This is a genomic window from Deinococcus frigens DSM 12807 (genome assembly GCF_000701425.1).
Lineage (GTDB): Bacteria > Deinococcota > Deinococci > Deinococcales > Deinococcaceae > Deinococcus > Deinococcus frigens.
The window spans coordinates 78,256-102,527 of sequence record NZ_JNIW01000007.1; the positions used below are offsets into that span (position 1 = coordinate 78,256).

Annotated in this window: 22 protein-coding genes; 10 read left to right on the plus strand and 12 right to left on the minus strand. The window is 67.3% G+C overall.

Annotated features, from left to right (window positions below):
• The first annotated feature begins 29 nt into the window (after positions 1–29).
• Positions 30–1,292 (plus strand): polysaccharide deacetylase family protein, encoded by a 1,263-nt coding sequence (locus Q322_RS0104205; RefSeq protein ID WP_342667654.1) that lies wholly within the window; start codon positions 30–32, stop codon positions 1,290–1,292.
• Here Q322_RS0104205 and Q322_RS0104210 read toward each other — a convergent pair.
• Positions 1,289–2,242: a DUF5694 domain-containing protein gene (locus Q322_RS0104210; protein ID WP_034417534.1), complete on the minus strand. Its 954-nt coding sequence runs from the start codon at positions 2,240–2,242 to the stop codon at positions 1,289–1,291. The genes Q322_RS0104205 and Q322_RS0104210 overlap by 4 nt on opposite strands.
• 68 nt (positions 2,243–2,310) lie before the next feature.
• Between Q322_RS0104210 and Q322_RS0104215 the strand changes: the two genes are divergently transcribed.
• From Q322_RS0104215 to Q322_RS0104225, 3 genes are all read left to right on the plus strand, one after another.
• Complete coding sequence (locus Q322_RS0104215; RefSeq protein ID WP_029476245.1) at positions 2,311–3,051, plus strand: class I SAM-dependent methyltransferase; 741 nt, start codon at positions 2,311–2,313, stop codon at positions 3,049–3,051.
• A 196-nt stretch (positions 3,052–3,247) separates the two neighbouring features.
• A complete protein-coding gene (locus tag Q322_RS0104220) occupies positions 3,248–4,333 on the plus strand; it encodes a M20/M25/M40 family metallo-hydrolase (protein WP_029476247.1) in 1,086 nt (361 codons plus the stop codon).
• A gap of 178 nt (positions 4,334–4,511) precedes the next feature.
• Positions 4,512–5,879, plus strand: coding sequence for a S41 family peptidase (locus Q322_RS0104225; RefSeq protein WP_029476249.1), 1,368 nt, complete (start codon positions 4,512–4,514; stop codon positions 5,877–5,879).
• On the opposite strand, the gene Q322_RS0104230 is transcribed toward Q322_RS0104225, so the two are convergent.
• The 6 genes from Q322_RS0104230 to Q322_RS0104250 form a co-directional block, all read right to left on the minus strand.
• Positions 5,821–6,606, minus strand: coding sequence for a hypothetical protein (locus Q322_RS0104230; RefSeq protein ID WP_029476251.1), 786 nt, complete (start codon positions 6,604–6,606; stop codon positions 5,821–5,823). The genes Q322_RS0104225 and Q322_RS0104230 overlap by 59 nt on opposite strands.
• A gap of 169 nt (positions 6,607–6,775) precedes the next feature.
• A complete protein-coding gene (gene accC / locus Q322_RS0104235) occupies positions 6,776–8,113 on the minus strand; it encodes an acetyl-CoA carboxylase biotin carboxylase subunit (protein ID WP_029476253.1) in 1,338 nt (445 codons plus the stop codon).
• Positions 8,114–8,246: 133 nt separating this feature from the next.
• A complete protein-coding gene (gene accB, locus Q322_RS0104240; RefSeq protein WP_029476255.1) occupies positions 8,247–8,756 on the minus strand; it encodes an acetyl-CoA carboxylase biotin carboxyl carrier protein in 510 nt (169 codons plus the stop codon).
• A gap of 186 nt (positions 8,757–8,942) precedes the next feature.
• Positions 8,943–9,647, minus strand: coding sequence for an IclR family transcriptional regulator (locus Q322_RS0104245; RefSeq protein WP_029476257.1), 705 nt, complete (start codon positions 9,645–9,647; stop codon positions 8,943–8,945).
• Positions 9,648–9,853: 206 nt separating this feature from the next.
• Positions 9,854–10,246 (minus strand): putative immunity protein, encoded by a 393-nt coding sequence (locus Q322_RS22205; RefSeq protein WP_084147781.1) that lies wholly within the window; start codon positions 10,244–10,246, stop codon positions 9,854–9,856.
• A gap of 23 nt (positions 10,247–10,269) precedes the next feature.
• Positions 10,270–11,301, minus strand: coding sequence for a M42 family metallopeptidase (locus Q322_RS0104250; protein WP_029476258.1), 1,032 nt, complete (start codon positions 11,299–11,301; stop codon positions 10,270–10,272).
• A gap of 107 nt (positions 11,302–11,408) precedes the next feature.
• On the opposite strand from Q322_RS0104250, the gene lpdA reads away from it, so the two are divergent.
• Positions 11,409–12,815 carry a dihydrolipoyl dehydrogenase gene (gene lpdA / locus Q322_RS0104255; RefSeq protein WP_029476261.1) on the plus strand — a complete coding sequence of 469 codons (1,407 nt, stop codon included), beginning with the start codon at positions 11,409–11,411 and terminating at the stop codon, positions 12,813–12,815.
• A 67-nt stretch (positions 12,816–12,882) separates the two neighbouring features.
• Complete coding sequence (locus tag Q322_RS0104260; protein WP_029476263.1) at positions 12,883–13,830, plus strand: type I phosphomannose isomerase catalytic subunit; 948 nt, start codon at positions 12,883–12,885, stop codon at positions 13,828–13,830.
• 3 nt (positions 13,831–13,833) lie between these two features.
• On the opposite strand, the gene Q322_RS0104265 is transcribed toward Q322_RS0104260, so the two are convergent.
• A complete protein-coding gene (locus tag Q322_RS0104265; protein ID WP_029476265.1) occupies positions 13,834–15,279 on the minus strand; it encodes a phosphoglucomutase/phosphomannomutase family protein in 1,446 nt (481 codons plus the stop codon).
• Between the two features lie 195 nt (positions 15,280–15,474).
• Between Q322_RS0104265 and Q322_RS0104270 the strand changes: the two genes are divergently transcribed.
• Entirely contained in the window at positions 15,475–17,052 is a 1,578-nt protein-coding gene (locus Q322_RS0104270) for an ABC transporter substrate-binding protein (RefSeq protein WP_029476267.1), read from the plus strand.
• A gap of 112 nt (positions 17,053–17,164) precedes the next feature.
• The gene (locus Q322_RS0104275; RefSeq protein WP_029476268.1) at positions 17,165–18,358 is read left to right on the plus strand and encodes a M20 family metallopeptidase; all 1,194 of its coding nucleotides are present in this window, start codon (positions 17,165–17,167) and stop codon (positions 18,356–18,358) included.
• Positions 18,359–18,416: 58 nt separating this feature from the next.
• On the opposite strand, the gene mutL is transcribed toward Q322_RS0104275, so the two are convergent.
• The 3 genes from mutL to Q322_RS0104290 form a co-directional block, all read right to left on the minus strand.
• Positions 18,417–20,087, minus strand: coding sequence for a DNA mismatch repair endonuclease MutL (mutL, locus tag Q322_RS0104280; RefSeq protein WP_034417537.1), 1,671 nt, complete (start codon positions 20,085–20,087; stop codon positions 18,417–18,419).
• A 214-nt stretch (positions 20,088–20,301) separates the two neighbouring features.
• Positions 20,302–21,432 carry a [LysW]-lysine hydrolase gene (locus Q322_RS0104285; protein ID WP_034417539.1) on the minus strand — a complete coding sequence of 377 codons (1,131 nt, stop codon included), beginning with the start codon at positions 21,430–21,432 and terminating at the stop codon, positions 20,302–20,304.
• A complete protein-coding gene (locus Q322_RS0104290; protein ID WP_029476274.1) occupies positions 21,422–22,741 on the minus strand; it encodes a hypothetical protein in 1,320 nt (439 codons plus the stop codon). The genes Q322_RS0104285 and Q322_RS0104290 overlap by 11 nt, the downstream gene beginning before the upstream one ends.
• Positions 22,742–22,980: 239 nt before the next feature.
• Between Q322_RS0104290 and Q322_RS20595 the strand changes: the two genes are divergently transcribed.
• Together Q322_RS20595 and Q322_RS0104300 are read left to right on the plus strand one after the other, a co-directional pair.
• Positions 22,981–23,286, plus strand: a complete 306-nt coding sequence (locus tag Q322_RS20595; protein WP_034417544.1) for a hypothetical protein — start codon at positions 22,981–22,983, stop codon at positions 23,284–23,286.
• A gap of 93 nt (positions 23,287–23,379) precedes the next feature.
• Positions 23,380–23,712, plus strand: a complete 333-nt coding sequence (locus Q322_RS0104300) for a hypothetical protein (protein WP_211248865.1) — start codon at positions 23,380–23,382, stop codon at positions 23,710–23,712.
• 101 nt (positions 23,713–23,813) lie between these two features.
• Here Q322_RS0104300 and Q322_RS0104305 read toward each other — a convergent pair.
• Positions 23,814–24,272, minus strand: a 459-nt coding sequence (locus tag Q322_RS0104305) for a magnesium chelatase subunit ChlI family protein (RefSeq protein ID WP_162176581.1), incomplete at its 5' end; no start/stop codon positions are given.

The window sequence follows — 24,272 nt, forward strand, 5'->3', positions numbered from 1 at the left end:
AGGGTCTATCCTCAGCTCCTTCCCTCCTTGTGCCCGAGGGCTGGGGAGGGGGGGCCACCACGCGAGCCTCAAATAAGAGCAAGTTCGCCTGGCTCCTTCCCCCCCTCGCTGCCCTGACCGCTTATCTGATCCTGCCCGCACTGGCCGTACAATTGGCCAACATCGGCCTGTTGCGCGAGGGCAGCCGGGGGCGGCGCGAGCTGGCGCTGACCTTCGACGACGGGCCGGACCCCGTGACCACGCCCGCCGTGCTGGACGCCTTGCAGGAGGCGGGCGCGCGGGCCACCTTCTTCGTGATCGCGGGCCGGGCCGCAGATCACCCGCAGTTGATCGCCCGCATGCTGGCCGAGGGGCACGAGGTGGCTGCCCACGCCGAGCAACACATCCACGCCTGGATTCGCACGCCCTGGGGCGGCTTTCTGGACGTGGTGCGGGCGGCGCGGCGGGTGGCGAGAGTGATGGAACGGCCTATCCGGTATCACCGTCCGCCCCACGGGGCCTACACCCTGGCAACCGTGCTGGGCCAGCGGGCGGCAGGCGTGCGCGGCGTCCACTGGAGCGTGGATGGCCAGGACTGGCGCGCGGACCTCACGCCGGATCAGGTGCAAGAGCGGCTGCTGCTGCGCGCTGGCCCCGGCTCCATCGTCGTGCTGCACGATGCCGGGCCAGGGGCGGCGAATACCGTGCCGATGTTGCCGGGGCTGCTGCGTGAATTGAAGGTGCGCGGCTACGGCTTCAAAACCGTAGCTGAGCTGGAGGGAGCGACGCCTGTGGACTCGGCAGCGTTGCGAAGACGGGCCTTTATCGCGCTGGACGGCGTGTTTGACCGGGTGGGCCGCATCCAGCCCACGGCGGGCCGGGCCGACAACCTCTTCCGCACAGGCCATTCGGCCTTTCCACTGAAAGGGGTGACGCTGGCCGACGGCACCCCGGTTCCAAAGGGTGCGCCGTGCGCCGAGTTTCATGTCAACAACCCGCTGATGGTGGACCTGGGGATCAACCGTCCCAGCATCCGGCAGGCGCAACGGGATTACCGGCTGGTGGCAGGCGACCTGCTGCGCCGCCCGGACCTGCGCGGCGCGCAGTACGTCTTCTGCCTGAGCGCCGTCTCGCCGCTGATGGCCGTGATGGGCTTCGAAACGCATGATCTGCCCCCCGCCGATGCCCGACGCCTGCGCCTGTGGGCACGCGTGATGCGCTGGGGCTTTGCGGGCGCGCCCAAAGTGGCCGAGCCAAGGCTGAGCATCCTGAGCCGGGCCGCGTTTCTGGCGCAATACGGGGACGAGGGCTAACCAGACCTTTCCAGTTCCGAAAGCCCCACCAGTCTCAGGTCGGGGGCAATGGAGGCCAGCACCGCTTCCAGCGGTCCCTTGTGGGCAGCTCCCACAACCGTTAGTACGCGCCCACCGGGATACAGCGCCGTGACCTGCCGCAGCCGCGCCGCCATGAAGGTGTTGTGGGCATTCCAGTCCGCCACCTGGGTGCGGTGTTCGCCGCCGGGCAGAGGATGATTCAGGTAAGAACCTTCCTCCAGCGCAAGACTGTCCTGCACCCAGCGCGGGCTGTTGGCGTACCGCAAAAAGTCCCAGTAGTCGCCCGCAGCATTGGCCTGCTGCAAACGCTCATCTCCTTCGCGGATGGCGCGCGACGAATGAATTCCAGCCATGAAGGTCTGATCCTCCCGAATCTGGTACAGAATTTTCAATCGTGCCTCAAGGGTTGGATTGGCTGTAAAATCATCGAAAGGATGCAGCCGGGCGTGCCCCAGTTGGCGGGCCAGCGGCACCGCCAGTCGGTGGATTTCTCCCTGATGGGCGGCGTACTCAGCCAGGCTGGTGGCCACGTCGGGCGGCAACTGAAGGTCTGGCGTCCAGGTCAGCAGCGCATTCACCGGCTCCAGCGCCACCAGCCAGGCCAGCACCCGCTCGGTGGGCGTGGTATCGGGGCACAGGGCCACAGCTTCAGCCTCCGCCCGGCTCCAGGCGCGGTGCCCGCTGGCCTCTACCCCAAGTTTGATGGCCACCGGGTAGCCGCCCACGCGCAGACTGGCGTACAGCTCACCCTCCCGCCGGTAACCCTGAACCACGGCACCGGGCAGGTTTTCCACGGCCACGGCCTGGGGGTGCCAGGCCAGCAGGCGCTTCAGCGTGGGTTGCAGGGCGTCATCCGCCGTCTCGACGGTCAGGTGAGCGCTGCCCAGCACCAGCAATTCGGTAGGTACTCCGTCAAACGCGAATGGCATGGACCAGACTAATCCGCCAGTCTCGCCTTTCCTACACCCCACAGTCCACAACCCACTACCCTCCGTTCATGAACTACGACGATTTCGCCGACCTGTATGACCACCAGTACGACCTCTACCGCGACGATCTGCATTTCTACGCGGGCGTGGCCGAGCGGGCGGCGGGGCCAGTGCTGGAGGTGGGGGCCGGGACCGGGCGCGTCACCGCCTACCTGGCGCGGCACGGCGTGGACGTGACCGGGCTGGAACCCAGCGAGCGCATGATCGCGCGGGCGCACGAGCGGGCGGCGGGGAGCGGCCTGGAGTTAAAGCTGGTACAGGGCGACGTGCAGACCTTCCGGCTGGAGCAGAAGTTCAGCCTCGTCATCGCCCCCTTCAATGCGCTGATGCACCTGTACACGCCGGGCGAGCAGGTGCAGGCGCTGGAGAACCTGCGCGCGCACCTGGAGCCGGGGGGCCAGTTTGCCTTTGACCTCTACCTGCCGCGCTTCGGCAAGCCCAACACCGTGCGGCACGAGGGCGAGACCCTGCACGCGCCGGACGGCAGCCGCACCGACATCTTTCTGGTGCAGCGCCACGACAAGGTGCGCCAGCACATCACCACCGAATACCAGGTAGACACCACGCACGGCGGCGGGCGGCTGACCCGGCGGCACTACACCCTGACCCAGCGCTATTACACCCGCTACGAGGTGGAGTGGCTGCTGCGCTTCGCGGGTTTCGAGTCGCCGCGCGTGACCGGCAGTTTTCAGGGCGGCCCATTAGAAAAGGGCAGCGAGGTGATGGTCTTCCAGACGCGGGCGCTGTGAGGTGGGCATAGGCGCTGTGAGGTGGGCGCAGGCACTGTGAGGTGGGCGCAGGCACTGTGAGGTGGGCGCAGGCGCTGTGAGGGCGAATAGACCGGCGGCGCACAAAGGCGGGCAGGTCAGCTCACCCGCGCCGCCTTCCGCCACTCCAGCCCCGCCTACGGTCAGCCCACCCACTGAGCCGCTAGAATTGCGCCCGATGCCTCTTGCTTACCTGGCGCGGATCGCGCAGACGCCTGCGCCTACATTCCAGGAGGGCGCGCGGGCCGAACTGATCGCGTCGCTGTGGCGGGAGCTGGGCTACCCCTGTGACATCGACGCGGTGGGCAACGTGCTGACCCGTATTGCGCCTCCCAGCACCGAGGGCCACCCGGCGCTGCTGCTGGCCTCGCACCTGGACACCGTGTTCGAGGCCGGGACCGACGTGGCCGTGCGCGAGGACGGCGGGCGGCTGATCGGGCCAGGGGTGGGCGACAACAGCGCCAGCCTGGCGGTTCTCACGGCGCTGCTGCGCGATCTGCGCGGGCAGACCGGGGTCCTGCGCCGTCCGCTGTGGATCGCGGCCAACGTGGGCGAGGAAGGGCTGGGTGACCTGCGCGGCAGCAAATACTTGATCGCGCAGCACCGCGCGCAGTTGGGCGCATTTATTGCGGTGGACGGCTACCTGGGCATCGCGGTCACGCGCGGGGTGGGCGTGCGGCGCTACCGGGCCACCTTCCTGGGGCCGGGCGGGCATTCCTGGGGGGACCAGTCGCCCAGCGCCCTGCACGCGCTGGGGCGGGCCATCAGCGCGCTCTACGCCCTGCCCCTGCCGCCCTCGCCGCGCACCACGCTGAATGTGGGCGTGGCCTCGGGCGGCACCAGCGTCAATTCCATCGCGGCCAGCGCGGAACTGTTGCTGGACCTGCGTTCGCTGGACCCCGAGGTGCTGGGCAAACTGGACCGCCGCGCGGTGGCGGCCCTGCACGCGGCGGCGCGTGAAGCGGGCGTGACCGTGCGGGTGGAACAGGTGGGCGACCGGCCCGGCGGCGACCTGCACAGCGCGGCCCTGCTGCCCCCCATCCGCGAGGCCGCCCGCGAGATCCGCACCGAACTGCGAACCGCGTCCAGCAGCACCGATGCCAATGCCGCCGCGCCCCACGGCCTGCCCGCCGTCGCCATCGGGGTGTACCGGGGCGGCAACGCGCACCGCCTGGACGAATGGGTCCAGACCAGCAGCCTGGAACCGGGCCTGAAGTTCCTGCGCCGCGTGGTGGAACTGTACCAGCAGCAGCCGGTGGCGTAGGGGGGTCTCAAGGTCAAAAACGTCTGAAGGCGAGACGCCCCCACCCCACACCCTCGCCTCCCCCGCCTTCACTGTAGCCGTTCCCGCTTTTTGACGTCCAGGCGCAGCCTTTCGTGATATTGACAGCAATTTCGGCCCACCATTTTCCCATCAATTCAGCGCAGAATGGGGGCCAGCTATGAAACCTCTCGCGCGCCTCTCCGCACCGCGCCGTGTCGCCTCCGGCAGCCCTCTCCTGGCCCGCACGGGACGCGCCTTGACGCTGGGCAGCGCGCTGCTGCTGGGCGGCACCGGCGCGCAGGCGGCGTCCTCTCCGGCGCAACTGGTCTTTAACCGGGTCAACCACCTGATCGAGGACAACTACGGCGGGCTGTCCACGGTGGACCGTGTGGCCCTGGCCGCCGAGTACCAGAAGCGTCTGGACGCCGTGTGCAGCGGAGTTGCCGACTGCGCCGAGGCCAGGGCCTACCCGGTGCTTCAGGCCGAGGTCACGGCGCTGGGCGACGAACATACCTTCTTCCAGACGCCCGAGGACTTCAAGGACTTCTCGGCCAGTGCCAGCGGGGGCAACCGCCTGCAATTTGGCGTGAAGCTGGCCCGACTGGACGGCGAGAACCGCGTGGTCACCGAAGTCGTGCCGGGCAGCGCCGCCGAGGACGCGGGCCTGCTGCGCGGTGATCTGCTGCTGAGCATCGACGGCGCGCCGTACACCTTCAGCGGCCTTAAAACGGCCAAGGAGGGCGGCAAGCCCACCGCCCTGAGCCTGACCCGCCGGGGCGTGGGCCTAACCCTCACGCTGACCTCGCGCGAGAGCAGCACCCGCGATCTGCCGCGCATCAGCTACGTGCCCGCAGGCAGCCCGGCGGGAGCGGGGGCCATCACGACGCAGGGCGAGGTGGCCGTGCTGCGGATTCCCACCTTCCTGTCGGGCGGCGGGGTGGCCCAGCAGGTGCATGATCTGGTGGGGCAGGCCCAGGCACGCGGGGCGACGGGCATGCTCGTCGATCTGCGCAGCAACGGCGGCGGCAGCCTGTACGAGTGCGACAGCGGCGTCAGCGCCTTTGTTCCCAGCGTCACCCGCGTGGCGCGCAGCGTGGACGGCAATGTCCGCACGGTGGTCAGCCGGGGCACCCGCCTGGAAGACGGCAGGATCACCCCCGGCAGCGTCCGCAATCCTAATCTGTGGACTGGCCCGCTGGCTGTGCTGGTGGACAGCGGCAGCGCCTCGTGCAGCGAGTTCTTCGCCTACGAAATCCAGTACGCGGCGCGCGGCCCGGTCATCGGCGAGACGACCGCCGGGGTGGGCAACACCGCTACCCGCATTTTTGAAGTGGGCGACGGCGCGCTGCAACTGACCATCCTGAACTACGCCAAGCCCGACGGCACGCCGTACCCCACCCGCATTACTCCCGATCAGCCATTGGCCCAGGGCGAGGAGCAGATTCGCCGCCTGACACAGGGCCAGGATGATCTGCTCGAAAGCGGCGTCAGGGCGCTGGCAAAGGCCCCGGTGCTGACGGTGGACCCGGCGCGCGATCAGCCGTAAGCGCGAGAGGCTGACACCGGATGACAGCAGAGCGCCTGCGTGGATCGCAGGCGCTCTTTTCTTGCACGGTCAACCCCTGTCCCCAGAAATATTCCTGCGCCAGGATGTAAAGTGCGCTCTGCACGTCGGCCATGTCCTCCAGCGGCACGCCCGCAGCAGGCCATTCGCGCTGAACGTAGTGACAGCGGCCCACGAAATCCCGCAGCAGACCGCCCACGCTGCTCTTATCCAGCCCCTCAGCTTTGTCGTACAGCGCCTGGATGGCCCTGGCCGAGAAAGACGCCCGGTAAAAAGGATGGCGTTCGGGGGCGGCGATGAACAAAAAGTACGAGGCCACGCTCGTCCGGGCATTCAGGGAAGCAAAGCGCTTTCTGCTGGTTTCGGAGAGGGCAGCCAGCGACGGGTCCAGCATGCCCCAGAAGGCATCGGCCTCGCTGAACTTCGCCTGATCGGACCACAGCCGGGTCAGGGCCTGACGGAACAGGTCTGGGTTGGCCGCCACCACCGCGTTCAGGTCATCCCTTGTGCGCCAGTCCAGCAGGTTGAGGGGCTGCTGCTGCACGTCGGCATGTTCGGTTTCGCCGCGCAAAAAGGTCTCCAGCCCCTCGCGCGTCCTGGCGGCACCTTCCCGCTTGTACTGGCGTTCGTCCCGGTCCAGTTGCTCGCGCTTGTCCTCGCGTTTCAGGTAGTCCGCCGCCCCCTCCATGCGCCGCCGGTGGGTGGTCATACGGACTCCGATTGAAAGGTGTTAGAAACACCTGAACATCCGAGTGGGCATCCAGGCGTCCGCATGAGCGCTGCTCTGGACCGAACAGCGAGGAGAACAATGGGTTTCGGGCGTAACGTGGATGAACCGGCGCTCTCCCGATTCATGCACGAAACAAACGGAATCCGTATCACATGTCCATCCGCGTCTTCAAGAAATTGGTCATGACCGCGCCACGTTTGTAGAACGGGTTGTCCATGATCTTGATGTACAGCGGAATGGTGGTTTTTGGCCCCTGGATCACGGTTTCTTCCAGGGCGCGTTTCATGCGGGCAATCGCCTCGGCGCGGTTGTCGTGATGCACGATCAGCTTGCCGATCAGGCTGTCGTAGTGCGGCGGAATGACGTAGCCGGTGTAGACGTGGCTGTCCACGCGCACGCCGGGGCCGCCCGCGAAATGCACGTCGTCGATCCTGCCCGCCGCCGGGCGGAAATCCTTGTCGGGGTCCTCGGCGTTCAGGCGGCACTCGATGGCGTGGCCACGCAGCACCACATCCTCCTGCTTCATGTTCAGGCCGTGACCGGAGGCGATTTCCAGTTGCATCCGCACCAGGTCCAGGCCGCTGATCATCTCGGAGACGCAGTGTTCCACCTGAATGCGGGTGTTCATCTCCATGAAATAGTAGTTGCCGTCGCGGTCCACGATGAATTCCAAGGTGCCCGCCCCAGCGTAGTTGACGTGCTGCGCCAGGCGCACGCCCGCCGCGAGGATCTCCTGCCGCAGGCTGTCGGGCAGGGTGCTGGGCGCTTCCTCGATCAGCTTCTGGTTGCGCCGCTGGATGGAGCAATCGCGCTCGCCGATGTGGATGACGTGGCCGGTGCCGTCGCCCATGACCTGCACCTCCACATGCCGGAACTCTTCCAGAAACTTTTCCATGATCAGGTCCGGGTCGCTGAAGTACAGCCGCGCCTCTTCCTGTGCCTGCGCGAAGCCCTTCTTCAGCTCGTCCTGCGTGCGGATGACCTTCTGGCCGCGCCCGCCGCCGCCCGCGCTGGCCTTGAGCAGCACCGGGTAGCCGATCTGCTTGGCGGCCAGCACGGCGGCGTCCAGGTCCGCCAGAATGCCCGTTCCAGGGACCACGGGCACGTTGGATTCAGCGGCAATCTCGCGCCCACCCGCCTTGCTGCCCAGCGCCCGCATGCTTTCGGGCGTGGGGCCGATAAAGACCAGTCCGTGTTCGCGGCACATCTCGGCGAAGTCGGGGTTCTCGGCCATGAAGCCGTAGCCGGGGTGGATGCCCTCCGCGCCGGTCATCAGGGCCGCCTGAAGGATGTTGGGAATGTTCAGATACGAGGCGTTGCTGGCGGGCGGCCCCACGCACACCGACTCGTCGGCCAGCAACACGGGCAGGCTCTTCTCGTCGGCGGTGGAGTACACCACCACCGTCTTGACGCCCAGCTCGCGGGCCGTGCGGATAACGCGCAGGGCGATCTCGCCCCGGTTGGCGATCAGGATTTTCTTGAACATGCCGCCGCCTTGTACGAGATGGCTCTGATTCCCGAACATCCGGGAAATCGCCGGACGTTCGTCCATCGCCGCCCTCCCGTACCTGTTGCTACTCGCTCTGCTCGGATTCGTCTTCGACTCATCGCAATTCCTCCTACTCGATCAGGAAGAGCGTCTGGCCGTATTCCACCGGCTCGGCGTTCTTGACCAGAATCTCGCGCACCACGCCGCCCGCCTCGGCCTCGATCTCGTTCATCAGCTTCATGGCCTCGATGATGCACAGGATCTGCCCAGCGGCCACGGTGTCGCCCACCTTGACGTAAGGCGCGGCGTCCGGGCTGCTGCTGGCATAGAACGTGCCGACGATCGGCGCTTTGACCGGCGCACCCTTGCTGGCGCTGGGCGCAGGGGCCGCGCTCTCGGCGGGAGCGGCGCTGGCAAGGGGAGCGCTGGGTGCGGGATTGGGATTGCTCTCAGGCGCGGCGTCGAACGCCGTTTCCATCCTGGGTGCCGGGGCAGCGGCACTGGGCTGGGAGGCCGGGCCGCCCATGGCCTGCGGGCCGCGCTTGAGGTCCAGTGAAAAGCTGCCGGTCTTGAGGCTAAATTCGCGGACATCGGCGGCTTTAAGGGCATCGAGCATCTGTTTGAGGTCGTCTGGGTTCATGGCCCCTCCTTGTGATCGTAACAATCGGGTCTGCTGCGGTAGGTTGCGCCTGTCCATCATGACGGGTCACCAGTGGGGAGAGCCTCCCCCATGCCTGACGCCCGTTTGGCTGCCTGCCGAGTTTAGCGGCTTCCACGCGTCTGTGGGCAGAATTTTCAACTCGGTCCAGTTCTATTGCATGGCTTGTTAACTCAGTCCCTCGGCCTCGCGCACGATGTCCAGCACCCGCTCGCGCACGGCGCGTTCCTCGCGCAGGTAGCGTTCGGCGCTCATCTGCACGCCGATGGCCGCCACCAGCGCGCCCGCGTAGTGGTACGGCACGCCCAGGGTGCATTGCCCCGGAATCCATTCCTCGATGCTGTAGGCGTAGCCCAGCCGCCCCACCCGCGCCACCTCGGTGTGCCACTCGTCCAGCGTGGTGATGCTGCTCTGGGTGCAGGGGGCAAAGGTCTTGGGCGTGATGTCCGCGTGGGCGTACAGAATCTTGCCGCTGGCGGTGGAGGTGGCGGGCAGGTAGATGTCCAGCGGCAGATCGATGTCGGCGTCCGGGTGGCGTTCGCGGATGGCGGCCACCACTTCCTCGCCCTCCAGAATGCACAGAAAGGCCACGCAGCGCACCTCCAGCGCCAGCCGGGTGATCAGTGAGCGGGCCTCCGGGAACCACGGCAGCGAGGCCGTGAGCTGCGCGCCCATCTCGGCCAGGTGCCATGACAGGCGGTATTTCCCGGCAGGAGTGCGGCGCAGGAAACCCGCTCCGGTCAGGCCCGCCAGATACGCGTGGGCCGTGGCACGCGGCACGCCCAGATGTGCCGCCAGAGCGCGCACGCCCCATTCCGGCTGCTCGGCACTGAAGGCCGACAGGATGTTCGACGCTTTCTGTAAGGACAGCACCCGTCCAGCTTACGCGGACATCGGGTGAAATGTATATGTGGCCTGGGCTTCATTGTGGGTTGAGGGAGGGGGAGAGGAATCTGCTGTCTGGGCGGAGTTTTGCGGTTCAGCCCCTCCCGTCCTTATAAGGAAGTGGTTTTCCGTTTTTTGCGATTGCCTTCTGAGGGAAGCTGGCAGCACAGCCAACTCAGGGGTTTCCCTTCAACTCAGCGAAAGGCGAAAGCCCACAGCCGTTCCGGGAGCTGTCCCCTTTGCCATTCGCGTTCTGCATCTGCATCTGAAGCCGCAGTCAGCGCATATCTGGCCGCATGTGGCGCATGAGTCACCACATGCGCGGTGGCGGCGGCATGCCCAGCAGCACGGGCGGCAGCGATAGCAGTGGGGTTCGAGGCTTCACGCGCCGCCGCGTGGGAGGCGAAGGCAGCGGCCCGCGCCTCTGCCATGCTCAGATCGCCGTGCGCCCAGGCCCGCGCCGCCTCAATGGCTTTCCGGGGGCGGTCATCCTGCGGGCAACGCGCCTCGAAAGCCTCCAGCACGTGCGCTGCACAGTCGGCGGCCCACAGAGCCAGGAGAACATGGTCTTGCGGGTCAGGTTTCAAGGCCCAGTCTCCCCTGCTCCTCGTTACTTCACATACGACAGCATCAGCGCCGCCGTGTCGCGCAGGGCGTCGGTGTGCATGCGCTCGTAGGAGTGGCTGGCGTCCACGCCGGGGCCGATCAGCGCCACCGGGTAATCGCCGCCCGCCCGCCACGCCGCCGTCCCGTCCGAGGAATAGAAGGGATAGAGGTCCACGCGCAAATCCAGGCCCGCTGCTGCCGCTGCCGCCCGCAGGCGATTGCCTAGAGCGTGATCGTAGGGACCGCCGCTGTCGGCCACGCACAGGGTGACGCAATGTTCACTGCTGGTCTGGCCGTCGCCCACCGCCGCCATGTCCACGGCGATCAATTCATCGGTGTGCGGCGGAATGCCGGTGGCTGCGCCGTGGCCGACTTCCTCGTAGGTGGTGACGTGAAAGGCCACCGTTTTGGCAGGCGGAGTTTTGATCAGTTCACGGCTCACGGCCAGGAAGATGGCCACCGCCGCCTTGTTGTCCAGGTGACGCGACTTGATGTATCCGGCGGCGGTGACGCGGGGCCGGGCGTCGTAGCTGACGAAATCGCCCACGCCGATGCCCAGGGTGCGGGTCTCGGCGGCGCTGCCGGTCTGCTCGTCCAGCCGCACCTCCATCACGGACGCCTCGCGCTTGAGGTCACGCAGGGCCGCTCCGTGGACATGGGTGCTCTGGCGGATGTTGACCACCGTTCCGGTGATGACGCGCCCGCTCTGGGTATGCACGCGCACGTCCTCGCCCTCCACGGTGGCCCAGTCGTAACCGCCCAGCGTGGACAGCAGCAGGCGGCCATTATTTTTGATGCCCTTGACCATCGCGCCCAGCGTGTCGGTGTGGCCGCTGAAGGTGACGTGGCCCGCGCCGCTACCGGGAACCTCCCAGGTCAGTGCGCCCTTGCGGGTGCGCGTCGGCGTGAGACCCAGCGCCGCCACCTCCTGCTCGATCAGCGCGGCGGCGGCCCCCGTGAACCCGGTGGGGCTGGGGGTGTCCAGCAGACGCACGAGCACATCCAGCGTGTAATCCAGATCAAATGCGGGATTCATGGCCTCCAATATGGCGGAATCCGCGCCCGCTGTCTCCAGCACAGGAACTCCAGGGCAGGAACACGCCACCATCCGTTTTCCCAGGCGGTGCTACGCTCAGGAGCGATATGGATTCTTATGATGTGTTGGTCATCGGCGGCGGCCCGGCGGGCTATGTGGCCGCCATCCGTGCGGCGCAACTGGGCTTCAAGACCGCCTGCGTGGACGATTTTATGCGGGACGGCAAACCCAGCCTGGGCGGCACCTGCCTGAACGTGGGCTGTATTCCCAGCAAGGCGCTGCTGGATTCCTCCGAGAAATTTGAGATGATCGCGCATGACGTGGCCGATCACGGCATCTCTGTGGACGGCCTGAAGATGGACCTGGACAGGATGCTGTCGCGCAAGACCGGCGTGGTGGACAAGCTGACCGGCGGCATCGCCTACCTGTTCAAGAAGAACAAGATCACCTCCATCTCGGGTCTGGGCAAGCTGGTCCGGCCCGACGGCGAGGAGTGGGTCGTGGACGCCGCCGGAACCGAGGTCAAGGCCAAAAATGTGATCGTGGCGACGGGCAGCAGCCCCCGCGAACTGCCGCTGGCCCCCTTCGGCGGACACATAGTGGAGAACAGCGGCGCGCTGGCCTTTACCGAAATTCCGGGGAAGCTGGGCGTGATTGGCGCGGGCGTGATCGGCGTGGAGCTGGGCAGCGTGTGGCGTCGCCTGGGCGCGGACGTGACGGTACTGGAAGCCCTGCGCGGCTTTTTGCTGGCCGCCGACGACGCCGTGAGCAAAGAAGCCCTGAAACAGTTCAAGAAGCAGGGGCTGGACTTCCATTTTGGCGTGAACATCACCAAAGTGGAGCAGTCCGACGCGGGCGTCAGCGTCACATACACCGAGAACGAGCAGGAGGTCACGGCGCAGTTTGACAAGCTGATCGTGAGCATCGGGCGCATTCCACACACGGCGGGCCTGGGCGCGGACGCGGTGGGGCTGGGGCTGGACGAGCGCGGCTACGTCAAGGTGGATTCTCACTACCGCACCAACCTGAAGGGCATCTACGCCATCGGCGACGTGATCGGCGGCGCGATGCTGGCGCACAAGGCCGAGGAGGAAGGCGTGGCGCTGGCCGAGCAACTGGCCGGGCAGGCCGGACACGTCAATTACGACGTGATTCCCTGGGTGATCTACACCTCGCCGGAAATCGCCTGGGCAGGGCTGACCGAGAAGGCGGCCAAGGACGCGGGCCACAGCGTCAAGACCGGGCAGTTTCCCTTCAGCGCCAACGGGCGGGCGCTGGGCCACAATGACACGCGCGGCTTCGTCAAGGTGGTAGCCGACGCCGACACCGACAAACTGCTGGGCGTCCACATGGTAGGTCCCAATGTCTCCGAACTGATTGGCGAGACGGTGGCGATCATGGAATTCGGCGGCTCCTCCGAGGACCTGGCCCGCACCATCCACGCCCACCCGACGTTGAGCGAAGTGGTGAAGGAAGCGGCGCTGGCAGCGGACAAGCGGGCGCTGCATATGTAAGTCGGACGCAATCTTTGATGAATGGGGGGCGGGCCACGCGGTCTGCCCCCCTGTCTATGATGCGGGCATGACCCAGAACCTCTCCTCTCCCCTGCCGCTGGAATCCAGGCTCGTCGAGCGCGTGTGGGGCGGCACCCGGCTGCTCCCGGCGGGCAGCGACGATGGCCGCAAAATTGGCGAGGCGTGGGTGGTGGGCGAGGACAATCACGTTTCGGACGGTCCACAGGCCGGGCAGACACTGGCAGAACTGGCAAAGCAGTTTCCGAAAGAGTTGCTGGGAAGCCGCGCCACCTCTGGCCGCTTTCCGCTGCTGATCAAGCTGCTGGACTGCGCCGAGTGGCTCAGCGTGCAGGTTCACCCGGACGACGCGCAGGCCCGCGCACTGGAGGGCGAGGGCTTTTTAGGCAAGACCGAGGCGTGGCAGGTGCTGGACGCCGACACGGGCGCGCAGATCATCGCGGGCATTCGGGACGGCACCCCGCAAGACACGCTGAGCACGGCGATTGTGGCCGGAAAGGTCATGGATCATGTGGCGTATACGCCCGTCCACGCCGGGGACACCTTCATGATTCCCGCCGGAACGGTCCACGCGCTGGGGCCAGGGGTCTTTCTGTACGAGGTCCAGCAGACCAGTGACCTGACCTACCGGATCTACGATTGGGACCGTCCCGCTGCCGCTGGCCGCGCCCTGCACCTTGAAAAGAGCGGACAGGTCGCGCGGCCCTGGCCCGCCCCGGCCCTGCCCCCACCGCCCACCGGGGAGGCCGTTCAGGAGCTTACGCGTTGCGACTACTTCGTGCTGGAGCGGCTGACCAACCGGGACGGCACGCTGGCGGGCGACACCGCCGGACAGACCTTCCACGTCCTGACCGTAACGCAAGGCGAGGCGACGGTGAAGGCGGGCGGCGAACAGCACACGCTCGGTCAGTTCGAGTCGCTACTGCTGCCCGCTGCTGTCGGCACTTACATGCTCTGCGGCGACTTTGAGATGTTGCGCTCCAGCCTGCCGGAATAACGCTCAGCCAGCCTCACGCCCCGGATCGTACCCATACACGCGCCGGGTGGCCTCGTCCAGAATGGCGCGCAGGTCAGAGTCGCTCTGCGCCTCCACGTAGACGCGCACCACCGGCTCGGTGCCGGACGCGCGGAACATGGCCGACGCGCCGCCCGCCAGATTCAGCTTCACGCCGTCGCGGGTGTTAACGCCCTCCACCGCCCGGCCCGCCACTTCCGTAGATGCCTGGGCGTCGGCCAGCAGCGCAGCCTTGTCGAACTGATCGCTCAGGTGCAGATCGGCGCGGTCATAGTGGTGCTGAAAGCCCACCTCGGCCTCAATGTCGGCGAACAGTTCGGACAGACTCCTGCCGCTGGCCGCCATCGCCTCGATCATCAGCAGGCTGTTTAGCAGACCGTCGCGCTCCGGGATATGCCCACGCGAGGACAGCCCGCCGGATTCCTCGCCGCCGATCAGCACGGCCTTGGACTCGTCGTCCTGCCCCTCTAAAAAGGCGTCGGTGATGTACTTGAAGCCCACCGGGGTTTCCAGCACCTCCAGCCCCAGTTTCCCGGCCAGCAACTCGATCACGCGGCTGCCCGACACGGTCTTGACCACCCGCCCACGCAAGCCGCGCACGCGGTACAGGTGCGCGGTCAGCACGGCAAAGATCTGGTGGCTGTTGAAGAACTGCCCGCCCGCCGTGACCGCGCCCACCCGGTCCGCGTCGCCGTCCGTCACGACACCCAGGGTCTGCCCGGATTCCCCGGCCAGCAAACCCATCAACTCGCCCAGGCTCTGCGGCACGGGTTCGGGGTTGACCCCGTGGAACAGCGGATCGGGGCGTCCGTGCAGCTCGCTCAGATCCAGATTCAGGCCCGCGTGTTCGGCATACCCGGTCAGCCAGCCGCAGGCCGCGCCGCCCATCGGATCGTGGACCACGCGGCCCCGGTAGGCGCGCAGCACCTCCAGGTCGAGCTGGCGGTCCAGTTGCGCGTAGTACGCCTGCCGGATGTCCAGGGGCCGCACCGTGCCGCGCGGCCCGCTGTAGGTTCCGGGCGCGTCCAGGGCGGCCTCCACCTCGGCCACGATGGCGGGGGTGGCGCTGCCGCCGTAGTCTCCCTTGAGCTTGTAGCCGCTGTACTCGGGCGGATTGTGGCTGGCCGTGACCATCACCCCGCCCGCCGCGCCGTGGTGGACGACGGCGAAAGACAGCGCCGGGGTGGGCAGGTAATCGGCAGCCAGGTACACGTCCAGCCCGTTCTCGGCCATCTCTGACGCCACCACACGGGCAAAGTTCGCGCCCTGGAAGCGGGTGTCGAAGCCCACCACCACCGACTGGCCGCCCGCCTGTGCCCGTGATTGGCGCAGCGCCTGGGCATGTGCCCGCGCCACCCGCTGCACGTTGGCGTAGGTGAATTCCTCGGCGATGATGTCGCGCCAGCCGTCTGTTCCGAATTTAATGGGCATCCAGGAGTCTCCGGGCCACAGCGTAGCAAGAAGCGTCTGACAGGATTCCGGCCCAGATTCTGACCGGGCCGGTCTGGGCAACAGGTTTGACTTTCCCCGCCGCAGTCCCTAGCCTCACAGCAGCTTCGACAATGCACTTCTCGGCAATCCAGCCCTGACCTCGCCTTTCCCTTCTTCCATCTTCAGGAGGCTTCTATGCGGCGTTCCCTCTTTCTTTCCCTGGCCCTCTTGGGCACCTCGGCAGGCGCGGCCACGCTGGTCTACGGCGCGGGCGGCGAACCCGTCTCGCTGGATTCCGGCACCATCACCGACGGCAACTCGGCCACCCCGCAGATGATGGTCTACGACGGTCTGGTGCGCTTCAAGAATGGCACCAGCGACATCTCGCCGAGTCTGGCGCTCAAATGGACCCCCAACGCCAACGCCACCGAATGGACCTTCAATCTGCGCCAGGGCGTCAAGTTCACCGACGGCACGCCCTTTAACGCCGACGCCGTGGTGTACAACGTCAACCGCTGGTGGGACGCCGATGCCCCCGGCGGCGCGAAGGAACAGAACAAGTCCTTTACCTCGTGGCAGTTCATCTTCGGCGGTTTCAAGGGCGACGCCGGGACCATCCTGAAAAGCGTGCGCGCCGACGGCCCCAACAAGGTGATCTTCACCATGACGCGCGGTTACGCGCAGCTTCCCGAAACGCTGGCGACCAGCTTCTTCGGCATCGCCAGTCCGGCGGCCATTAAAAAGGCGGGCGCGAAGTACGGCACCCCTGCCGCGCTGCCGGTGGGCACCGGGCCGTTCATCATGCAGGACTGGAAGACCGGGGACCGCATCAACCTGGTGCCCAACAAGGCGTACTGGGGCACCAAGGCCAAGTACGACGCGCTGGTGCTGCGTTTCCTGAAAGACCCCAGCACCCGCCTGAACGAACTCAAGGCCGGGACCATCGACTTCACCACCGACCTGAACCCCGAACAACTGGGCGCGGTCAAGGCCGACAAGAACCTGACTGCCGTGCTGGTGCCGTCGTTCAACGTGGGGATGCTGAGCCTGAACCTGGGCAACAAATACCTGAAAAACGACAAGGTGAGGCAGGCCATCAGCATGGCGATCAACAAAAAGGCCATCGTGGACGCCTTCTGGGGCGATCTGGGCGTGACCGATGCCAGCTTTCTGCCCCCGGCGCTGGGCTGGGCCAACAGCAAGGCGGTGCCAGCGGACTACAAATTTGACCCGGCGGCGGCTAAGAAACTGCTGGCCGACGCGGGCTATCCCAACGGTTTCACGGTGGACCTGTGGTACATGCCGGTCAGCCGCCCGTATTTCCCCACGCCCAAGCCGATTGCCGAGGCGATGGCCGCCGATCTGGCCGCCATCGGCATCAAGGTGACCCTCAAGACCGAGGACTGGGCCAAGTACCTGGACGACCGCAACAAGGCCCCCGGCTTCGACATGTACATGATCGGCTGGACCGGGCCGTATGCCAGCCCGTACAACTTCTACAACACCTACTACGGCGAGGAATCCGGCGCGGACAGCAACTTCAACAGCCAGAAAATCTTCGATCAGTTGCGTGTGGCCGCCGCCAGCAGCAACCGGGCGGCCCAGGCCAAGGCGTATGCCCAGGTCCACCAGATCACCTACGACGCCAACGTCCGCTTGCCCATCGTGCATTCGCGCCCGCTGGCAGCCATCCGCAGCTATGTCAAGGGCTGGCAGCCGGGGCCGTCCAGCCTGCTGCCCTTCGAGGACATCACGATTGACGGCAAGAAGTAAACCCGCCTTTTCATCCCGCCTTTCCATAAGGCGAGGAGGGCGGGGAGGGGGACCCGAACGGTCTTGCCGGTCACCCTCCCCGCCGTTTCACGAGCACCCGCGAGGTTTCCCCATGACCCAGAGCATCCGTCAGCCCACCCCGGCCAGCATCGAGGATTTTGCCCTCCAGCAGCAGGTGATCCAGTGGCGACGCCACCTGCACGAGAATCCGGAGCTGTCGTTTCACGAGAACGAGACCGCCGACTTCGTGGAAGGCCAACTGAGCAAACTTTCCAACCTGACCGTCATGCGGCCCACGCCCACCAGCGTCCTGGCCACATTGAAGGGCGGGGCCGGGCCGGGGCGCACGGTGCTGCTGCGGGCCGATATGGACGCGCTGCCCATCACCGAGGAAACCGGGCTGCCCTTTGCCAGCAAGCGCGAGGGCGTGATGCACGCCTGCGGCCACGACGCGCACACCGCCATGCTGCTGGGCGCGGCGAAAGTGCTGTCGGGCCAGCCGGAAAAACTGCACGGCGAGGTCCGTTTCATCTTCCAGCACGCCGAGGAGCATTTTCCAGGCGGCGCGCAGCAGATCGTGGACAGCGGCGCGCTCTCTGGCGTGGACGTGGTGATGGGCGAACACGTCATGAGTCCGATTCCCACCGGCGTGATCATGCTGCGCGAGGGGCCGCTGATGGCCTCGCCGGACGGCTTCGATATCGTGATTCAGGGCAAGGGCGGCCACGGCGCGCAGCCGCACCAGACGGTGGACCCGGTGGTGATCGCCGCGCAAATCGTGCTGGCCTTTCAGAGCGTGATCTCGCGCCAGCTCGATCCGATTGTGCCCGCCGTCCTGAGCGTCACCCAGATTCATTCCGGCACCGCCCACAACATCATTCCCGACACCGCCACCCTGAACGGCACGGTGCGGACCTTTGACCCGGAATTGCGAAAGTTGATGCCGCAGCGCATGGAAAAGATCGTGCAGGGCATCACCGAGGCGTTCGGGGCCAGCTACACCTTCAGCTACCAGAACGGCTACCGCGCCACCGTCAACGACGCCGCCACCACCGCCATGCTGCGTGAAGTGGCCCAGGAAACGTTTGGCGACACGGTGACCATTACCGACGGCCAGCCGCTGATGGGCAGCGAGGATTTCAGCGCCTACATGACGGTGGCCCCTGGAACCTTCGTGCTGATCGGCGCGGGCGGCCCGGACCACGCCCCGCACCACCACCCCAGATTCGACATCGACGAGCGCGCCCTGGACCACGGCACGCGGATGTACGTTGGGGCGGCGCAAAGACTGACGCAGCCGCTGTAAAGACAGAACGTGAGAGAGAGGGGGCGCGTGACTTTTCACTGCGCCCTCCCTTGCGTGTTCAGTTGCGCTGGATTTCTTTGGGAACCACTTTCCTGTCAGCGTCCCGCCCCCGCGCCACGTCCCGCACACCGCGCCGCCCGAAGGCGTGCGCCAGATCGCGCTCCGAGAGGCGCAGGGTGGTGGGGCGTCCGTGGGGGCAGGCCCAGGGATGTTGGCAGTCGGCCAGGGCAGCCAGTACCACTTCGCCGCGCCCGTGGTCCAGCATTCCGGCCTTGAGGGCAGGCGCGCAGGCCAGATTTGCCAGCACGTCGCGGCGCGGATCGGGGCCGCTCCCCAGCGCTCCCTCCACGATCTGCTCGTGCAGGCGCGGGATGTGCAGGGCGGCCAGCGCGGCGGGCAGGGTTCGCAGCCGCGCCAGGCCCGCACCGAAGTCCTCTATTTCCAAGCCCCAGCTCTGTAATTCGGCGGCGCGTTCGTGTAGGGCGGCCAGTTGCTGCGGCGTCAGGTGCAGCAACTCCGGTTCGGGCAGTTCCACGGGCGGGGCCGTCAGGAGTTCCCGGGTCAGGCGTTCGTACAGCGCGCGCTCGTGGGCGGCGTGGGCGTCCACCACCCACAGGTCACCCTCGCCCTGGGCCAGCAAATACAGCTCCTGATAAATGCCCACCAGGGTCAATTCGGGGAAACTGCCGTTGCGGGGTGACTCGGAGGGTTCGGACGGGGCGATCAATGCGGGTGCGGCGCGGGCCAGCGGATGCTGCGCCAGAGCCTGTGCCACCGCCTCCCGCACGCGGGCCGCCACGCCGCCCAGATCGGCCAGGGCCACCACCTGCTTGGCGGGGTGGACGTTGGGATTGTGGTCCCCCGGCGCAACCCTGAGGTCCAGCACGCACAGCGGTGCGGCCCCAGCAGGAAGCAATTCCGCGTAACCCTCGATCACGGCCCTTTCCAGCTCCGGCGGCGCGACGATGGGCCGCCCGTTGACGCTGAAGTGCATGCGGTCCCGCCGGACGCGGGTTAATTCCGGGCGCGAGACGACGCCACACACGCTGACTTCGCCATCAGATTCCACCTTCAGCACGCGGTTGGCGTTCAGCGGGCCGTAGACGCTGGCCACCGCGCCCCGGTGATCGGCGGGGGCGTGGATCAGTTTGGGATCGCCGTCCACGCTCAAGCGCCAGTGCAATCCCGGATGGTGCAGCACGTAGCGGCCCACCAGCGCGGTGATCTCACGGACCTCGGCTGCCGGGGCGGCCTGGGTCCGCAGGCGGGCGGGCAGGCGGGCAAACAGGCCGCGCACCGTGACGGTGGTGCCTGCCGGGGCGGCGGCGCGGCCCACGTGCACGCTCTCGCCCTGCGCCCAGACCTCGGATGCGCCCACCTGGGACGCCGGGCGGGTGACCAGGTGCAGCTCTCCGGCCTGCGCCGCCGCCCACAGCGCCTCGCCCCGGAAGCCCAGGGTGGTCACGCGCTCTACCGCCTCGGCACGGGGTTCCAGTTTGCTGGTGGCGTGGCGCACGGCGGCCAGTTCCACGCTCTCCGCGCCGATGCCGCCGCCGTTGTCACGCACGCGCACCAGGCTCAGGCCGCCGCCCTCCAGTTCGATCTCGATGCGGCTCGCCCCGGCGTCCAGCGCGTTGTCCACCAGCTCGCGCACCACGTCCAGCGGGCGCGACACCACCTCGCCCGCCGCGATCAAGCGGGCGACTTCGGGGGGCAGGACGCGGATCATGTGGGGCAAGCGTAGCGCACGGCCAACGGGACCATTGCGGCGAATTTTGCGCTTGAGCTGCACTCCTTACACGGATTCCGTTTGTTTCGTGCATGAGTCGGGAAAGCGCCGACTCATCCACTTCACGTCCGGAACCCGTTTTTCTCCTGCTCGCTTCGCTCGAATTTCCAGGTGTTTCCAACACCTTTCAATCGGAGTCCGTATTAGCCCCAATTCAACCGCTCAGGCACACGGACTGAGACACAGAGGCCGCCAGCCGCACCAGCGCCCCGGTCAGCACCGCCACGGCTCGGTCATACTCGGCCAGGTCCAGGCGTTCATCCGGCGTGTGGTCCAGCGCGCTGTCGCCGGGGCCGTAGGCCAGGGTGGGCACCGGCCAGTGGGCGGCCACCACGTTCATGTCGCTGGTGCCGGTCTTGACCTTGAAGACCGGGGTGCCGCCGTGGGCGCGAATGGCAACGCGCATGGCCCGCGTGAGCAGGTTGTCCTTCGGGTGGCGCACGGCAGTCTCATGGCCGACAAAGCTGGCCGACACGCTGGGCAGGTCTGCGAACAATTCCAGAATCTGCCTCTCTGCGTCCTGTGGCGAGAGGCGCGGCGGCAGGCGCAGGCCAAAGGTCGCCTCGGCCCGCTGGGTCAGGCCATCGCCCGCCGAGCCGATGCTCTGGATGGTGGCTTGCACGGCGTCGAAGATGCCCGTACCCCCGGCACCCACACTGGCCCAGGCCCGCAGGCGAAACCACGCCTCGGCCAGATCGTCGGCGGCGCTGCTCCCCTCGCCCGCCGTGTGGAAGTTGTCCTTTTCGGCGCGGACCTGCGCCACCAGGCGGCCCTTGTAGCCCAGCGTCAGGCCTTCCCAGCCGCTGGGTTCGCCGATCAGCACGGCGTCGGGGTGCAGCACCTCGCGGATGTGCTGCGCGCCCCGGCTGCTGGGGGCCTCCTCCTCGGTTGCGCCAATGACCACGAATCGGACGGACTGAAGGGCCTCGGGGGGCAGCGCCGCCACCGCCGCTATAAAGGCACACAGCGGACCCTTGGCGTCCACGCTGCCGCGCCCGTGCAGCACGCCGTCACCGTCCACCCGCACCGGGATCTCCCCTGGAACGGTGTCCATGTGGCCCAGCAGCGCCACGGTATAGGGACCGTTGCCGCGCATGCCCAGCGCGTTGCCCGCCTCGTCCACCTGCGCCGCAAAACCGCGCATCTCCATCCAGCCACGCAGAAATTCGGCCACCTTGCCCTCCTGCCCCGACAGGGAGGAGAGCGAGACGGCCCCGATCAGCAGCTCGCGGGCGTCCCGCTGGGCGTCGGTGTGAGGCTCGGCAGGATGAAGGTCAGCCGTCATGCCCGCTGTCATGCCCACTGTTGGGCAGGCGCTCCGGCAGCGGGCCGGGCGCGCGGCCCAGCAGCGCCAGCAGGCCCGACATCTCGCCCAAGGCCAGCAGCGCGATTGCGCCCACGCCGCCCGAGAGCAGGGTCCAGATGCCGGCCAGCGGCTGACCACCCGTGAACTGGAAAAAGGCCAGCGCCAGCGCCCCCACGAACAGCACCGCGCCCAGGATCTTCAGTCGCCCGGCCAGGGCCTCGACGGTCTCGGCCTGCCGGGCCAGCGCCGTGGCCGCCGCCACCTTTGAAAGCGCGGTGACGGGCGGCGCAATGATAGGAAGCGCAGAGATAGGAGGCGCAGAGTCGGGAGCGGCCTGAAGCTCTGGCTTTGGGCTGTCCGCCTGCGCCGTGGCCGGAGCGCTGTTGCCAGGAACCGCCACGGCGCTGCGCGGGGTGGGGCGGTGGGGCAGCTCGATCCGGGTGGCCGCCGGGTCTGCCGGGGCGGGTGCGGGGGCCTGGGTCTTGCGGAGTTCTGGTTTGGGGGCTTCCGATTTGGCAGATTCCGGTTTAGCAGATTCTGGTCTGGCCACCTCAGTTTTGCCCGCCGCCCCCACGCCGCCCGCGCCAAACCCCGGCTTGCTGACATTCGGCGAGAAGCTCGACGACGAGATCACCACCGGATTCTCGGCGCTGCCCCCACCCTTCCCGAGTTCGGGAATTTTGATCTCGGACAGCGGGGCGTCGGGGGCCTTGGGCGTGGCCGCCGTCAGCCCAGGCTTCTGGGTGTCTGATGGAGCGTCGGACGGCGGGCGGGCTGCGGGGGGTCCGTCGGTGGGGGCCTCTCCCCCCTGCGCCCCGAAAGGCCCAGGCATCCCAGACACTTCGGGAACCGTTTGTTCCGATTTCGCGTCAGCCCCGGTGTCCTGAGCCTGGGTCTCCCCACTCGGCGCAGTGGGCGCGGACCCGAAGGTCTTGGCCCCGCCCGCCGTCGGCATGGGTGAATCCGGCACGTCCTTGGCGCGGGCGGTGGTACTCCTGACCGCCTTGAAAAAGCTCTGGACCTGGCCCACGTCGAAACCCAGCAGGCTGGCGGTCAGGGCCGTTCCGGCGGGGGTTTCCACCCGCAGCAGCCCGGCCTGATCGCTGTGGATGCGGGTCAGGTCGCGCAGGGTCACGCGCCGCGTGCCGCCGCCATCCTGATAGATCAACGTGTCGCTCGTCAGGACGAACAGCGCGTCGTCGCGCTCCAGCGACATCAGGGGTGATCCGGTCATTCCGCTGGCGGTCAGGGCCGTCTGGGCGCGTTCACTCTGGGCACTCTGGGTCATGGTCACTCCTCGGGGGTCTGGGGCGTGGGTCCGCACTGTCCTGCGGATTTTGGCGGCGTTCTTGCTGCCCAGCATACCGATTTTGCTATGGCGGCGGTAAAGCGTTTTCTCTCAACGCCCGCCCGGCGGCCCAGCCCGGTAAACCCAACCCGATTAAAAACCCCGCCCGGTAAAACAGCGTGAAGGAGAGTCCATCCCCCGCCTCACCCGCCCCGGCAGCCCATCAGACAGACTGGACCATGACCGATTCCCATAACCGCTACGGTGACCAGCCCCTGGGCAAGAGCGTCGAGGACATCGAGGCCGAGGAGGGCAACCGCGTCAACTCGTCGGTGCCGGGCGAGGCAGTGCGGCGCGATCAGGAAGAGGTGGGCGTGATTCCCGCCGTCGCGAACAGCAATACCAACACCAACCCCGGTGTGATCGCGCCAGACACCCTGCTAACCGACACCCTGCTGACCGACAGCGTGATGGCCGACGAACGCCGCGACCGGGCGCAGGCTGGCCCCGACGCCGGGCAAAGCAGCGAATCGGGCGAGAGCTGAGCGCCGCCCGACCCGCCCAGAGAGCACCCCAGCATAAGGAACGGTGCAGGCCCACTTCACCCAAGTGTGGGCACGCTCACGCACACTGCGGGCATGACTGACAACCGATACGGCGACAAACCCCTGGGCAAGAGCGTTGAGGAAGTCGAGGCCGAGGAGAGCAACCGCGTCAATTCCCCGCTGCCGGGCGAGGCCAGACGGGAGATGCAGGACGAGGCGGATTTCATTCCCGCCGTCGTCAGCGGTGGGGGCGGCGGCACCAGCGGCACGCCCGCCATCATCAATCCTGGGGCATTGGTCGAGGGCGGCAGCGGCGCAGTGGACCGCAGCGACGAGACCCGCGAGCGCAGCGGCCTCGGCTGGGTGGACGAGGATGAGGTTGACCGCCCCATGTCGGACCGGGACCGGGGCACCAGCGAAAGCTGAGCAATGGTTTGAGGAGCTGGGAGCATCTGGGAAGACCGGGTGCCCCCAGCTTTTCTGTTTTGTGTTGCGGCGTTACGGTTGACCTGGGGCGAGATGTCCGTTCAGGTCAGCTCACGGGGCCGGTAGGTTACCGCCTCGGCCAGGTGCGCCTCGCGTACGTCCGTCTCGCCCGCCAAGTCCGCCACGGTGCGGGCCACGCGCAGCACGCGGTCAAAGCCGCGCCCGGTCAGGCCCAGTTGACGGGCTGCCGCACGGATGAAATTTTCCGGGCCGGGGGCCAGCGGCGCAAACTTTCGCAGCGCCTGCCCGGCCAGATCGGCGTTGCGGCCTCCCTGGCGCTCCAGCATCCGGCCCCGCGCCGCCGTGATCCGGGCGCGGACCGGGGCCGACGCTTCCGGCTCCGGCGCGCGGGTCAATTCGTCCACGGTCAGTCTGGGCACCCTGCAAACGATATCCAACCGGTCCAGCAGCGGGCCGCTGATCCGGGCGGCGTAACGCGCCCGCTCGGAGGCCGTGCAGGTGCAGCCCTTTTCGGGATCGCCCAAGTGACCGCAGGGGCA

Coding starts and splice junctions, on each gene's coding strand:
- Q322_RS0104210 (WP_034417534.1), bottom strand. CDS start 2,242: ATGCCATTCGCGTTTGACGGAGTACCTACCGAATTGCTGGTGCTGGGC.
- Q322_RS0104215 (WP_029476245.1), top strand. CDS start 2,311: ATGAACTACGACGATTTCGCCGACCTGTATGACCACCAGTACGACCTC.
- Q322_RS0104220 (WP_029476247.1), top strand. CDS start 3,248: ATGCCTCTTGCTTACCTGGCGCGGATCGCGCAGACGCCTGCGCCTACA.
- Q322_RS0104225 (WP_029476249.1), top strand. CDS start 4,512: ATGAAACCTCTCGCGCGCCTCTCCGCACCGCGCCGTGTCGCCTCCGGC.
- Q322_RS0104230 (WP_029476251.1), bottom strand. CDS start 6,606: ATGACCACCCACCGGCGGCGCATGGAGGGGGCGGCGGACTACCTGAAA.
- accC (WP_029476253.1), bottom strand. CDS start 8,113: ATGTTCAAGAAAATCCTGATCGCCAACCGGGGCGAGATCGCCCTGCGC.
- accB (WP_029476255.1), bottom strand. CDS start 8,756: ATGAACCCAGACGACCTCAAACAGATGCTCGATGCCCTTAAAGCCGCC.
- Q322_RS0104250 (WP_029476258.1), bottom strand. CDS start 11,301: ATGAATCCCGCATTTGATCTGGATTACACGCTGGATGTGCTCGTGCGT.
- lpdA (WP_029476261.1), top strand. CDS start 11,409: ATGGATTCTTATGATGTGTTGGTCATCGGCGGCGGCCCGGCGGGCTAT.
- Q322_RS0104260 (WP_029476263.1), top strand. CDS start 12,883: ATGACCCAGAACCTCTCCTCTCCCCTGCCGCTGGAATCCAGGCTCGTC.
- Q322_RS0104265 (WP_029476265.1), bottom strand. CDS start 15,279: ATGCCCATTAAATTCGGAACAGACGGCTGGCGCGACATCATCGCCGAG.
- Q322_RS0104270 (WP_029476267.1), top strand. CDS start 15,475: ATGCGGCGTTCCCTCTTTCTTTCCCTGGCCCTCTTGGGCACCTCGGCA.
- Q322_RS0104275 (WP_029476268.1), top strand. CDS start 17,165: ATGACCCAGAGCATCCGTCAGCCCACCCCGGCCAGCATCGAGGATTTT.
- mutL (WP_034417537.1), bottom strand. CDS start 20,087: ATGATCCGCGTCCTGCCCCCCGAAGTCGCCCGCTTGATCGCGGCGGGC.
- Q322_RS0104285 (WP_034417539.1), bottom strand. CDS start 21,432: ATGACGGCTGACCTTCATCCTGCCGAGCCTCACACCGACGCCCAGCGG.
- Q322_RS0104290 (WP_029476274.1), bottom strand. CDS start 22,741: ATGACCCAGAGTGCCCAGAGTGAACGCGCCCAGACGGCCCTGACCGCC.
- Q322_RS20595 (WP_034417544.1), top strand. CDS start 22,981: ATGACCGATTCCCATAACCGCTACGGTGACCAGCCCCTGGGCAAGAGC.
- Q322_RS0104300 (WP_211248865.1), top strand. CDS start 23,380: ATGACTGACAACCGATACGGCGACAAACCCCTGGGCAAGAGCGTTGAG.